Source organism: Flavobacterium soyae (assembly GCF_021245985.1).
GTDB classification, from domain to species: domain Bacteria; phylum Bacteroidota; class Bacteroidia; order Flavobacteriales; family Flavobacteriaceae; genus Flavobacterium; species Flavobacterium soyae.
The window spans coordinates 70921-83371 of sequence record NZ_JAJQXA010000021.1; the positions used below are offsets into that span (position 1 = coordinate 70921).

13 protein-coding genes are annotated in these 12451 nt (G+C 31.6%); 9 read left to right on the forward strand and 4 right to left on the reverse strand.

Annotated elements, in window-relative coordinates:
• Positions 1-65 precede the first annotated feature (65 nt).
• Complete coding sequence (locus LUU93_RS19620; protein ID WP_232682853.1) at positions 66-836, forward strand: Kdo domain containing protein; 771 nt, start codon at positions 66-68, stop codon at positions 834-836.
• Here the strand turns inward: LUU93_RS19620 and LUU93_RS19625 are convergent.
• From LUU93_RS19625 to LUU93_RS19635, 3 genes are all read right to left on the reverse strand, one after another.
• Positions 814-1602: a glycosyltransferase family 2 protein gene (locus LUU93_RS19625; protein WP_232682854.1), complete on the reverse strand. Its 789-nt coding sequence runs from the start codon at positions 1600-1602 to the stop codon at positions 814-816. The two genes, LUU93_RS19620 and LUU93_RS19625, sit on opposite strands and share 23 nt — an antisense overlap.
• Positions 1603-1604: 2 nt before the next feature.
• Positions 1605-2669: a glycosyltransferase family 9 protein gene (locus tag LUU93_RS19630; protein WP_232682856.1), complete on the reverse strand. Its 1065-nt coding sequence runs from the start codon at positions 2667-2669 to the stop codon at positions 1605-1607.
• Between the two features lie 107 nt (positions 2670-2776).
• Positions 2777-3592: a 2,3,4,5-tetrahydropyridine-2,6-dicarboxylate N-succinyltransferase gene (locus LUU93_RS19635; protein ID WP_232682857.1), complete on the reverse strand. Its 816-nt coding sequence runs from the start codon at positions 3590-3592 to the stop codon at positions 2777-2779.
• A gap of 273 nt (positions 3593-3865) precedes the next feature.
• Between LUU93_RS19635 and LUU93_RS19640 the strand changes: the two genes are divergently transcribed.
• From LUU93_RS19640 to LUU93_RS19660, 5 genes are all read left to right on the forward strand, one after another.
• A complete protein-coding gene (locus tag LUU93_RS19640) occupies positions 3866-4498 on the forward strand; it encodes a PAS domain-containing protein (protein WP_232682858.1) in 633 nt (210 codons plus the stop codon).
• Between the two features lie 142 nt (positions 4499-4640).
• The gene (locus LUU93_RS19645; protein WP_232682859.1) at positions 4641-4862 is read left to right on the forward strand and encodes a hypothetical protein; all 222 of its coding nucleotides are present in this window, start codon (positions 4641-4643) and stop codon (positions 4860-4862) included.
• Position 4863: 1 nt separating this feature from the next.
• Entirely contained in the window at positions 4864-5307 is a 444-nt protein-coding gene (locus LUU93_RS19650) for a hypothetical protein (protein ID WP_232682860.1), read from the forward strand.
• A 10-nt stretch (positions 5308-5317) separates the two neighbouring features.
• The gene (gene ruvX, locus LUU93_RS19655; RefSeq protein ID WP_232682861.1) at positions 5318-5734 is read left to right on the forward strand and encodes a Holliday junction resolvase RuvX; all 417 of its coding nucleotides are present in this window, start codon (positions 5318-5320) and stop codon (positions 5732-5734) included.
• Between the two features lie 124 nt (positions 5735-5858).
• The gene (locus LUU93_RS19660; RefSeq protein WP_232682862.1) at positions 5859-7352 is read left to right on the forward strand and encodes a malate:quinone oxidoreductase; all 1494 of its coding nucleotides are present in this window, start codon (positions 5859-5861) and stop codon (positions 7350-7352) included.
• A 360-nt stretch (positions 7353-7712) separates the two neighbouring features.
• On the opposite strand, the gene LUU93_RS19665 is transcribed toward LUU93_RS19660, so the two are convergent.
• Complete coding sequence (locus LUU93_RS19665) at positions 7713-9935, reverse strand: FUSC family protein (protein ID WP_232682864.1); 2223 nt, start codon at positions 9933-9935, stop codon at positions 7713-7715.
• A 199-nt stretch (positions 9936-10134) separates the two neighbouring features.
• On the opposite strand from LUU93_RS19665, the gene def reads away from it, so the two are divergent.
• The 3 genes from def (at position 10135) to LUU93_RS19680 (ending at position 12315) form a co-directional block, all read left to right on the forward strand.
• Positions 10135-10725: a peptide deformylase gene (def, locus tag LUU93_RS19670; RefSeq protein ID WP_232682865.1), complete on the forward strand. Its 591-nt coding sequence runs from the start codon at positions 10135-10137 to the stop codon at positions 10723-10725.
• A 62-nt stretch (positions 10726-10787) separates the two neighbouring features.
• Positions 10788-11276 carry a DUF5606 family protein gene (locus tag LUU93_RS19675; protein WP_232682867.1) on the forward strand — a complete coding sequence of 163 codons (489 nt, stop codon included), beginning with the start codon at positions 10788-10790 and terminating at the stop codon, positions 11274-11276.
• A gap of 229 nt (positions 11277-11505) precedes the next feature.
• Positions 11506-12315: a carbonic anhydrase gene (locus tag LUU93_RS19680; RefSeq protein WP_232682868.1), complete on the forward strand. Its 810-nt coding sequence runs from the start codon at positions 11506-11508 to the stop codon at positions 12313-12315.
• The last annotated feature ends 136 nt before the right edge of the window (positions 12316-12451 follow it).

A 12451-nucleotide genomic window follows, 5' to 3' on the forward strand; every position in this document is an offset into this window, starting at 1 on the left:
AAATACAATAATAATTTGAAGTCTAAAATTCTATATGTATTTTTGTTACTATGATAAATCAGCTAATGAATTTTAAAGTAAATCCTTCTTTCGAAAATAATGCTCCGTCAATTCTGGACACAATCAAAATGTTCAGTTCATCTGGCGAACTTTTTGGAAACGGAGATCGTAATAAGATAAAATTGTTTGATTTAGATGGTAAAAAGATAAATATCAAATCATTTAAAATTCCGAATATAGTCAACAAAATTGCATACAGATATTTCAGAAAATCGAAAGCCAGACGTTCGTTTGAATATGCCACAATTTTATTAGAAAAAGGAATTGGAACTCCAGAGCCAATAGCATTTCTTGAAAACTTTAATTTGGTTGGTTTAAAAGACAGCTACTATGCCAGCGAACATTTAGTTACAGAGTTGACTTATAGAGAATTGGTAGAAATCCCTGAATATCCTGATAACGATAACATTTTAAGACAGTTTACAAAATTTACTTTTGATCTTCATGAAAAAGGAGTGGAGTTTTTAGATCATTCGCCGGGAAATACATTAATTAAAAAAAACGAAAACAATACCTATCGTTTCTTTTTGGTCGATTTAAACCGAATGAATTTTCATGATAATATGAGTTTTGAACAGCGCATGAATAATTTTAGCCGTTTAACGCCTAAAAAAGAAATGATTGCTGTAATGAGTAATGAATATTCTAAATTCTATACTGATAAATCTGAAACAGAAATTTTCGAAAAAATGTGGCAGGCAACTTCTGACTTTCAGGAAGAATTTGCAAGAAAGAAAAGATTGAAAAAGAAACTTAAGTTCTGGAAGAAATCTTAATTTGTTTCTGGATTTTTTTAAGCTCCTGAAAACGAACCGCTACACTTAAAGCATTCAAGTAACAGATAATAATTCCCTTTCTTCCGTCTAAAAATCCGAGTCTCAATAAATATTGGTTTAAAAACTGATAAACAGGACGAATATAGAAATGAAAAAAGCTGGGATTAGTACTTTTTGTTAACTCTTCCTGTGCTTTTAACTGCCCGTAGAAAATCATTTTTTGTTTATAATCTTCGTAATTAGAGTAAGAATGGTGCGTTAATTTGTGCTTTAAATTTCTAATTTCTCCTTTTATGATTAGTTTTTCGTGTACAATTTTATTGTTGTTATAACGTGCATTTTCTTTTCTAAAAAGACGGATAATTTTATCATTCTGCCAGCCGCTAAAGTATAATTTCTTGTTTTCGAAGATAAAATCTCTACGAAAAAAATAGGCTGAAGCACTTTTGAACTGATTTATTTCAGTAATAATTTCTTGCTGTAATCCCAGACTTAATCGTTCGTCAGCGTCGATAAAAAGAATCCAGGAATTTGAAGCTAAATCTATTGCATAGTTTCGTTGAAGCGCAAAATTATCAAAGACACGCTGTACAATTTTTACATTTTTGTATGTTGATGCGATCTCGAAAGTTTTATCGGTACTAAAAGAATCAACAATTATTATTTCATCGGCGAAAGCCAGATTATCAAGAACCTCACGTATATTAGATTCTTCATTATAAGTGATTAGTAAAGCCGATAAAAGTTGTTTTTGAGACGAAATCATTTTTAGCGGATGTTTTTTTCTACAAACGATTCGATTTTGCCTTTAAAAAATTCAGGTTTAAATTCCTGATACAAAGACAAAGCTTCTTTTTTTAGCATTTTTTCAGATTTCTGCTCAAATAAATCAGATCGATAATCTTTTAAATGAACAGAAAGATGATGAATTTCGTCTTCAAACGTAGCCCAGATTTTCTTTTCAATCCAGGGAGAGAAAATTATAAATGATGGTTTTTCCAGAGCCTTAGCCATATTTATTGCACCGCCGTCGTTCCCTATAATTAAATCGCATCGATTCATAATGGCAATAAACGAACGTAAATCTCCGCCTAATAAATCAAAATATATTTTTTCCTGAGTGGAAGTTTTACAGGCGTTAAAAACAGTTTTAGCATCTTCAATTTGCTTCGGAAAATAATTAAAAAGAATATTTATATCAGCATTATCTGCAATATAATCAACCACTTTCGACATAAATTCCAGCGGATATGTTTTTAATTTTTCGCTTCCTAAAAGACTAATCATTACCGTTTTTCTGTCTTTGCGAACATTATGTTTCTCAAAAACTGCTAAAGCTTCCTGATTTTCTTTTTCAGAAACAAATAACTTCGGGATTGGATCTATTTCAATTTTTAAATCTAAAGGTTCTATTAATGAAAGTCTTCTTTCAATTGCCAAACCTAAATTAGTTTTAGGAAAAGGTGCAAACGGAACATTATCTGTGTAAAGAAAATTTCTTCCGGGTTTTTTATAAGAGATTTTTCTTTTGGCATTGCTTAAAAACACTAAAATCCAGCTTTCTAATTTTGAATAAGCATCAATAACCAGATCGTATTTTTTATTTCGAATTTGAAAACCAAGTTTCAATAATTCTTTTTTGCTTTTTCTATGTTTTTCTTTAAATAAAATGATGTTGTCAATACTTGAATTACCTTCTAAAACCGGAGTTGTCGAAGCATAAACCAAATAATCTATTTGAGCATCTGGAAAAGCAGCACGCAGATTATTGCAAATAATACTGCTCACTAAAACGTCTCCAATCATTTTTTGTTGAATAACAAGTATCTTCATCTAAAAAGGGAATCTTTTAATTGGTTACAAATTGAAGCAAAAAAAATCCAAATTCCAATCATAATCAATCGGAATTTGGATTTTTTAATTTATTTGTTCTTTATAAATTATACCGCAACGTCGTATTCGCGAAGCGCATTATTTAATGAAGTTTTCAAATCTGTAGATGGTTTACGAGTACCAATAATTAAAGCACATGGAACCTGAAATTCACCAGCAGCAAACTTTTTAGTATAACTTCCAGGAATTACAACAGAACGTGCAGGAACAAAACCTTTCATTTCAACTGGTTCATCGCCTGTAACGTCAATAATTTTTGTTGAAGCAGTCAAACAAACGTTAGCACCAAGAACAGCCTCTTTACCAACGTGAACTCCTTCTACAACAATACAACGAGAACCAATAAAAGCACCGTCTTCAATAATTACCGGAGCAGCTTGTAATGGTTCTAAAACACCACCAATACCAACACCACCGCTTAAGTGAACGTTTTTACCAATTTGTGCACAGCTACCAACAGTTGCCCAGGTGTCAACCATAGTTCCTTCGTCAACATAAGCACCAATATTTACATAACTCGGCATTAAAATAACACCGCTTGAAATATAAGCTCCATAACGTGCTACAGCATTTGGTACTACACGAATTCCTTTTTCAGCATAACCTCTTTTTAGCAACATTTTATCGTGATATTCGAAAATACCAGATTCCCATGTTTCCATTTTTTGAATTGGGAAATACATTACAACTGCTTTTTTAACCCACTCGTTTACCTGCCAGGAGTCACCAACTGGTTCAGCAACACGTAATTTTCCTGCGTCAACTAATTCGATAACTTCTCTAATAGCGTCAGTTGTAGTTTTTTCTTGTAATAAAGCTCTGTTTTCCCAAGCTTGTTCGATTATAGTCTGTAAAGAATTCATAGTTTAAATTTTTGGCAAAGATAACGTATTTACGGAAAAGCAAAAAAGTAAACGGAACTGAAAGTGTTATAGATATAACTTTTTGTTTTTAATTTGATAAATTACATTTTTTAGTATAATTTCTATTTCAATTATATACCTCTAAAAGTTTTTTTTATATCATAATATGACAAATGTCAGATTCTTTCCTTTTTCTTCCGGCTACTTTTGCCGGATTAATTCTGAGAAATCAGCATTAAAAATCCAATCCAAAACATATAAAATCTACTAGACATGAATCAGGAAAATCAACTTCGAACCCCAGTTACAGTTATCGATAAAGAAGTAACGTGGGATAAAACGCAGGTAATTATGAGTAAAACAAATGCCTTTGGTATTATTGAATATGCCAATGAAGTTTTTGTTGACGTTTGTGGTTACGAAGATTATGAATTAATGGGGCAGCCGCATAATATTATTCGCCATCCCGATATGCCAAAAGTTATTTTTAAAGTGCTTTGGGAAAATCTAAAAAACGGAAAGAATTTTCATGCTATCGTAAAAAACCTGGCAAAATCTGGAAGATATTATTGGGTCATTACAGATTTTGATATTGCAAGAGACGAAAATGGCGTAATTGTAAATTATTTTGGAAGAAGACAATCTGTTCCGCAAGAAGTGGTTGCCATGCATATTGAGCCATTGTACAAAAAGCTGCTTCAAATCGAAGCGGCAAGCGGTGTAGAATTTAGCGAGAAATATTTGGTTGGTTTCTTAGAAGAAAAAAAGAAATCGTATGTTGAATATATAAAGGAGTTAATTTATGATCATGAAAAAAATCAGGCAAAGTTTGCTCATTATGAAGAAGAACAAGATGGAGAAGAAGAGGAACACAGAGGTTTTTTCGGCAGATTATTTAATCGATAAAAGAGAATAATTTTTTAGTTTTAAATATTTAGGTTCGGGTTCGTTTTGATTTATTTCAGGGCGGGCCTTTTGGTTTTAAACTTGTTATTTAGAAAGCATATAGATTCAAAAAGCTCTATATTTGTATTGAAAATGCAATATTATGGAAGTGATTAGAATAGAGTTTAAGTCTGAAATTAAAGAAAGATTATTAGAAATGTTGAGTTGTTTTTCTTCGGATGAATTGAAAATAATTTTTGAAGATTCAGATTTTTATGAAAATAAAATAAAAGTGCATGAGGCTTATTCTAAATTAAAAAATGGAACAACTAAATTATATTCAATAGATGAAGTTGAATTAATTTTAGATAAAGAAAAACTTTAGAATGAGTTTAGGAGAGATTTATTTTTATACTCTAGCAGGTTTAGTTTCTATTTTTAGTTTTTTTATTTATCTATTAGTTGAGGATATTAAGCTGTTTTCAATTTTTAAAAAGATGTTTTTAATTGCTGTCATAGTTTTAATTATTGGCACTTTGTTAGTGTTTTTTGATTTGAGTTACTGGTCGAATTCTAAAACGATTTTTATTTACTCATTTCCATTAATTGTTTTATTATTAAATAGAGCATTGTTTTTGATTAACAACGAATTATTTGGAGAACCATTTATTTATATAAAAGGTGGATTTTTGAGTGGTTTTTGGTATAGGAAAGTTATTGATGAAAAACAAATAACTTTCCTCAAGTGGGTTTATTATGCATATTGTACAATTTTGCATTTATCTCAAATATTTCTTTTTTCAACCTTGTTTAGAAAATTCTTTATTTAAAATTAATAAAATGCCAAGAATCCTTTCCATAGACTACGGACAAAAACGCACCGGAATTGCTGTTACAGACGAAATGCAGATTATAGCATCTGGTTTAACTACAATTCCTACTCATACTTTAATTGATTTTCTAAAAGATTATTTTGCTAAAGAAAAAGTAGAAGCAGTTTTAATTGGCGAACCAAAACAAATGAATGGTCAGCCATCAGAAAGCGCGTCTGTGATAAATGGTTTTGTAACTCATTTCTCGAATATTTTTCCAGAAATGAAAGTAATTCGCGGTGATGAACGTTTTACTTCAAAAATGGCATTTCAAACGATGATTGACAGCGGACTTAGTAAAAAACAACGCCAAAATAAAGGCTTGATCGATGAAATTTCGGCAACCATTATGCTTCAGGATTATCTCTCGTCTAAACGTTTTTAAGTGTATTTCTGGTTAAATCTTCATTTTTAGAAAAATTTATAATTTCCTAACTTTTATCATGTAAAAATTAGTTTTTTTTTGCAATTGAAAAAAGTACCTTTGCATTTTAAAACAAATTACTGTTATGCCTGACAATACAATACGTTCCAATAGTGAAGTAGTGCTTATTGGAGCTGGAATTATGAGTGCAACTCTTGGATTAATTTTGAAAGAGCTGCAGCCCGATATAAAAATTGAAATTTACGAAAGATTAGATGTGGCAGCTGCCGAAAGTTCAGACGCCTGGAATAATGCAGGAACCGGACACTCTGCCTTTTGTGAATTAAATTATACTCCAGAAAAAGAAGATGGAAGTATCGATCCAAAAAAAGCAATCAGCATAGCAGAATCTTTTGAAATTTCACGCCAGTTCTGGTCGTATTTAGTACAACAAAATAAAGTTCCTTCTCCAGAAAATTTTATTAAAAGTGTTCCTCACATGAGTTTTGTTTGGGGAGAAAAAAACGTAGAATATCTTAAAACAAGATTCGAAGCACTGCAAAGCAACCCGATTTTTTCTGAAATGACTTTTAGTACAGATTTTAATCAGCTGAAAGAATGGATGCCTCTTGTAATGGAAGGTAGAGAAGAAGGAGAAAAATTAGCAGCAACCCACATGGAAATTGGTACCGATGTAAATTTTGGAGCCTTAACCAGAAGCATGTTTAATTATCTTGAAAAATTAGACGGGGTAACTTTATATTTTAATCACGAGGTTAAAAAACTAAGACAGCGTGAAGATAAATCATGGAGAATTAAAATCACAGATTTAGCTACAGGTCAAAAAAGAAAAGCCTATACCCAATTCGTATTTATTGGAGCGGGAGGCGGTTCATTACCATTATTAGAAAAAGCAGATGTTCCTGAAGGTAATGGTTATGGAGGTTTTCCTGTAAGCGGTCAATGGTTAAAATGTACAAACCCGGAAGTTATTGCAAAACACCAGGCAAAAGTTTATGGAAAAGCAAGTGTAGGCGCTCCGCCAATGTCTGTTCCGCATATTGATACACGTGTAATTGATGGTGAAAAAGCACTTCTTTTTGGACCATTTGCAGGTTTTTCAACACGTTTTCTTAAAAATGGATCTTATTTAGATTTGCCATTATCAATAAAAGCAAACAATTTAATCCCGATGCTTTCAGCAGGATTTCATAATATTCCACTAACAAAATATTTAATAGAGCAGGTTCGTCAGTCTCCAAAAGACAGAATGAAAGCACTTCGTGAATATTTGCCAAGTGCACGATCTAAAGACTGGAAATTAGAAAAAGCAGGTCAGCGTGTGCAGGTAATTAAAAAAGGTGAAAATGGCGGCGGAGTTCTGGAATTTGGAACAGAAGTAATTACAACACACGACGGAACTTTAGCTGTATTATTAGGAGCTTCTCCGGGAGCATCAACAGCAGTTGCCATTATGGTTGATTTAATCAGCAGATGTTTTACAAATCAAATTAAAACACCAGAATGGGAAGCTAAAATGAAAACAATGATTCCATCTTATGGTAAAACGCTGAATGATAAACCAGAGCTTTTAGCAGAAATGAGAAAACATACAGCAGAAGTTTTAAAAATTAAATAAAACTTTCGTTTAAAATAGCAAATAGGCTGTCTCAATTTTGAGACAGCCTATTTGTTATTTTACATGTTTCCTTGTTCTGTAAGAACATTTCATTGGTAGAAAATTATATTGTTATAATGGTTTACGTTCCGTAGGAACGTTTGATTTTACATTTTTTTAATAATCTGACTATCAAACGTTCCTACGGAATGCAAATGTGATTGATCTTTATTTTTTCTACCTACGAAACATTCCTATGGAATGTGATAAACCTGATATCAAAAAGTCACCAATTAAGTCACTAAAAACAAACAAAATAATTATAGTAAAAGAGCAGCCTCGACTTTTGAGACAGCCTCTTTTTTATTGATATAAACGATATTAATCGTTGTTTACCGCTTTTAATTCTTTTGTTATTTTTAAAATTTTCTCTGCAAGATTACTCATCCAGATCAATTGCTCAATAACCATCGAAGCTTCCTGCATTTTTGCCTGACGTGTTTCTTTATCCAGTTCATCGTCGGTTGCAAGGCGTGTAAAGTTTTTACGTTTCAATTCTTCAAACTGTAAAGTCACATCTTCTTTATCAAAAAAAGTATCAGTTATAATGGTTTCATTTCTTAAAATAGAAATCGAATGCTCCAGATTTTGTAAAATAGTTTTTATAATATAATTGAAAGATTCGGAAGCCGATGTTGTTTGATGAGATTGGATATAAGTAGATAAAGATGCTAAAGCTGATAAAAGAGAATGATTTAAAACCACCAATTTATTAACCAGCGGCATTGTTTTCTGTTTCGATTTTGGTTCCTGCATCATACGTTGAAAAGAAGTCATTAAATTTCCTATTTCAACAAAAGCATTCTTTCTGGACAATCTGTAAGACGTTGGTATTTCGCCTTTTTTATTATAAAAATCGGCAATTTCTTTAAGATAATTTTTATTTGCCCTGATCGAATTTTCGATATGAATAGGTGTATTAATAAATTCCCAAGCCGGCCATAAAAACTGATTGGCAATAAAAGCCAGAGTTGCTCCCGCAAGCGAGTCTAATATTCTAAACTGAATTACCTCAACCACATTAGGTGTTAAAATTCCGTAAATAAATACCACATACATCGTTACAAATGTTGCACTTATTTTGTAATTAATCTGCGTAAAGGAAATTCCCAAAAGCATACACACAATTGAGAAAATACTCAAAGCAACATGGTTTTGGATTACAGAAACGATTCCAAACGCAAGAAAACCGCCCAAAATAGTTCCGAAGATTCTGTTATAAGAACGCTCCTTAGTTAAACCATAACCTGGGCGCATAATTACTACGATCGTCAATAAAATCCAGTACACATTTTGAAACGGCAGAAATTTTCCGATTATAAAACCAATTAAAATGGTAATCGTTAATCGAAGCGAATGTCTGAATATTGACGAAGAATAACTTAAGTTTTCAATAAGGGTTCTTATAGGATAATATTGCGGCGTTAAGAATTTTTCTAATTCCTTGTCTTTATCTTTTAATTTATAAGACTGCATCGCAAGCGAAAAAGCACGCTGAATAATTTTAATTTTCCCGACCTGATTTTTTGCATATTTCAGCATATTGGTCAGCATCAAAACCCCTTCTGCAGCTTCTTCTTTACCTAAAGTTTTTTCGTAATCAAAAATGGCAAATTCAAGTGCATCTAATTCGTTTTTTAGATCGTCTTTATCTACATAAACAGCAATATGATGTACATTTTTTGAAAGCTTTTTAAGAGTAGATGCCAGTTTATAAGCTACATTTTGATATGTACGCAGCACTTCTGGATGTTTTGCAAACTTTTCATGAAGTTTACTATGGTCAAACGATGTATAGAGCGCCAATTCCTGAATTTCAACCAAAGTAATAAAAACCAAAAGCATTTTTCGATTCTGGCTAGTGGTTCCAGATGTGTTTTGGTTTCCAATCAGCATTTTACGTAAATCCTCATGAATCAAATTGAGGTCAACTTGTATCGCTAATTGTTTTTCTATGATTTTTTGACGATCAGCAGCCGGGCTCCATAAGTCGCCTCTTAATTTTAAATATTTTGCAGTTAGTTTTATACCTTCGGCAATTTGTAATTCTACATATTTATATGGCTGTACAAAATGAAAAATCAGCGAAACTATAAGATATAAAATTCCTCCAGCAAAAATATATCCCGAATATTGAAAAGCTTCCCAGCCTTCGTGTAAATGCCCAAATGATAATGAAATCGATAATAAAGCAGAAAACGAAACCAAAGTGGCACGCTGCCCGTAAACCGAAATCATGGAACATAAAAACAATAAAAATCCTAAAAAAGGATAAAATAAAAGAGGAAAAGGATAAGCAAGATTTACTAATAGATTTACTCCCGAAACAATTATAGAAGCAACAATTAATCCTTTGATTTTGTGGCTTAATGAACTCGGGATATCACTTGGATACGTATAAAAAGCACCAAGGGCAATAGTAAAACCTATTTCAAAATGTCCTAAAAAATTCAAAACTACAACAGGTACAACCGAAGCAATAGTGACTTTTGATGCATTTAAAAAAGAAGTACTGTTTGTGAATTTTGAGATTCGATCAAGCATATTGTAAGGTTTACTAGCAAAGTTAAGAATTGTACGAAATATTTTGGCATAATTATGGCGGAGTTTTCCAAAGCATATAAAAATTTGTTATAATGTGCCTTTACAGCTAATCGTTGACTATTTTTTACTATTTTTGCCAGCTGAAATATGTTAACCTTAATACAGGGTTTTCATTAGATAAAACATTAAATAATTACAAATGATTTTACCAATTGTAGGATATGGTGATCCTGTTTTAAGAAAAGTAGGAACGGCAGTTACGCCAGATTATCCAAACTTAAAAGAGACAATAACAAACATGTACGAAACCATGTATAATGCTTTAGGAGTTGGACTTGCAGCACCTCAGGTTGGTCTTGCTATTCGCATATTTGTTATTGACACAACACCTTTTAGCGACGATGATGATTTACCAGAAAACGAACAGAAAGATTTAAAAGGTTTCAAAAAAACTTTTATCAATGCTAAAATCGTTAAAGAAGAAGGTGAAGAGTGGAGTTTTAATGAAGGATGTTTGAGTATTCCGGACGTTCGAGAAGATGTTTACAGAAAACCAACTGTTACTATTGAATATTGTGAAGAAGATTTTGTAATGAAAACAGAAGTTTTTGACGGTTTAATTGCAAGAGTTATTCAACACGAATACGATCATATTGAAGGTATATTATTTACAGATAAAATATCTTCTTTAAAAAAGCGTTTGATTCAAAAGAAATTAAAAAACATTACCGAAGGCAAGACTTTTCAGGAATACAGAATGAGATTTGCCGCTGCAAAAAAAGGCAGATAAAAGTTCTAAATAATTTAGAACATTAATAAAGACAAAAATTCTTAATACTAATTTTAATAAACATGAATTTAGACAAAATTTTAGCCATTTCTGGGAAACCAGGTTTATATGTATTGAAAGTGCAGACTCGTACAGGTTTTGTGGCAGAATCATTATTAGACGGAAAAAAAATTACAGTAAACTTAAAAAGTAATGTAAGTTTACTATCAGAAATTTCAATTTATACACACGAAGGAGAAAAACCATTGACTGAAGTAATGCAGAAAATTGCTGCTAAAGAAAACAAAGGCCAGGCGATTTCCCACAAAGAAGATAATGCAACTTTAGCAGCTTACTTTAAAGAAATTTTACCGGATTATGATGAAGAAAGAGTTTATCCTTCAGATATTAAAAAAGTATTAAACTGGTACAACACACTTCAGGCTAAAGGTTTAGTGACTGATTTAGCTCCGGCTGCTGCCGAAGCTCCGGACGAAACTCCAGCTGTTGAAGAAAAACCAAAAAAAGCACCAGCTGCAAAAAAGCCAAAAGCTAAAAAAGAAGAAAAGTAATTTTTCTGAATTCAAATATCATTATCCTGTTAAGATATTTCTTAACAGGATTTTTTTATTTAAAATTATTAGTGATTTAGGTTTTAAAATATAAATTTGTAAGAAAATTGTTTCAGTAAAATTATTATTTATAATTTGCGGGTTATTTTCAACTATTTGTAAATAAGTATTTTATATGTATTTTGAAATGATTTTCGACTTTGAAAATAAACTTTAAATGATAGGAAAAATGAAAAAGGAAATGAAAAATTTTGTTGTAATAGCAGCTATGGTATTGGCGACAGCCTGCAATAACAAATCAAAAGAGACAGAGCAATCTGTAACTTCATCAGACACAACTAAAACCGAAGAAAACCATAAGAAACATTGGGAATATGAAGGAGAAGCAGGACCAGAACATTGGTCAGAAATAGACCAAAATGATTGTGGAGGAAAAACACAATCTCCAATTGATATCGTAGAAACTGAAAAAGATAAAACAATAAAACCTATTGATTTTCATTATAATATAAAAACAAAAATTCACGATGTTATCAATAACGGACACACTATTCAGTTTGATTTTGAGCCAGGCGATTATATCGTAATTAACGGAGAACAATATGAACTAAAACAATTTCATTTTCATGAATCGGCAGAACATACTATAAAAGGCGTGCGCTATCCATTAGAAATCCACATGGTTCATAAAAATAAGGACGGAAAATTTGCCGTAGTTTCTATTATGGCACAAGAAGACAAGAAAAACAATGAAACTTTTGAATTTCTGGATAAATACCTGCCTGCAAAAGCTAATGATACTATAAAAGTTAACAAAGACTTTAATATCAATAAGGTTCTTCCTCAAAGCAAATCATATTATACCTATACAGGCTCATTGACAACACCGCCTTGCACAGAAAGCGTACAATGGTTCATTTTTAAAACACCAATAGAGGTTTCTGTTAAAATGATTACAGATTTAAAAAAGATAATGCCGTTGAATAATTTTAGGAGCGTTCAGGAATTAAATGGAAGAAAAATTAAAGAGTCAATCTAAACTAAGAAGAAGAGGCTGTCTCAAAAGGACAGCTTCTTTTTTTTGGTAAAAACAAGATTGTCCACTAAAAACATTAATTCAGGTTTTTCGGATTCCACTTTCAAGATAATTTTTTATTTCTTGCTGATTTTAGGTA

Bases quoted from the DNA above. Each gene is read 5' to 3' on its own strand.
- LUU93_RS19620 (WP_232682853.1), top strand. From the start codon at position 66: ATGAATTTTAAAGTAAATCCTTCTTTCGAAAATAATGCTCCGTCAATT.
- LUU93_RS19625 (WP_232682854.1), bottom strand. From the start codon at position 1,602: ATGATTTCGTCTCAAAAACAACTTTTATCGGCTTTACTAATCACTTAT.
- LUU93_RS19630 (WP_232682856.1), bottom strand. From the start codon at position 2,669: ATGAAGATACTTGTTATTCAACAAAAAATGATTGGAGACGTTTTAGTG.
- LUU93_RS19635 (WP_232682857.1), bottom strand. From the start codon at position 3,592: ATGAATTCTTTACAGACTATAATCGAACAAGCTTGGGAAAACAGAGCT.
- LUU93_RS19640 (WP_232682858.1), top strand. From the start codon at position 3,866: ATGAATCAGGAAAATCAACTTCGAACCCCAGTTACAGTTATCGATAAA.
- LUU93_RS19645 (WP_232682859.1), top strand. From the start codon at position 4,641: ATGGAAGTGATTAGAATAGAGTTTAAGTCTGAAATTAAAGAAAGATTA.
- LUU93_RS19650 (WP_232682860.1), top strand. From the start codon at position 4,864: ATGAGTTTAGGAGAGATTTATTTTTATACTCTAGCAGGTTTAGTTTCT.
- ruvX (WP_232682861.1), top strand. From the start codon at position 5,318: ATGCCAAGAATCCTTTCCATAGACTACGGACAAAAACGCACCGGAATT.
- LUU93_RS19660 (WP_232682862.1), top strand. From the start codon at position 5,859: ATGCCTGACAATACAATACGTTCCAATAGTGAAGTAGTGCTTATTGGA.
- LUU93_RS19665 (WP_232682864.1), bottom strand. From the start codon at position 9,935: ATGCTTGATCGAATCTCAAAATTCACAAACAGTACTTCTTTTTTAAAT.
- def (WP_232682865.1), top strand. From the start codon at position 10,135: ATGATTTTACCAATTGTAGGATATGGTGATCCTGTTTTAAGAAAAGTA.
- LUU93_RS19675 (WP_232682867.1), top strand. From the start codon at position 10,788: ATGAATTTAGACAAAATTTTAGCCATTTCTGGGAAACCAGGTTTATAT.
- LUU93_RS19680 (WP_232682868.1), top strand. From the start codon at position 11,506: ATGAAAAAGGAAATGAAAAATTTTGTTGTAATAGCAGCTATGGTATTG.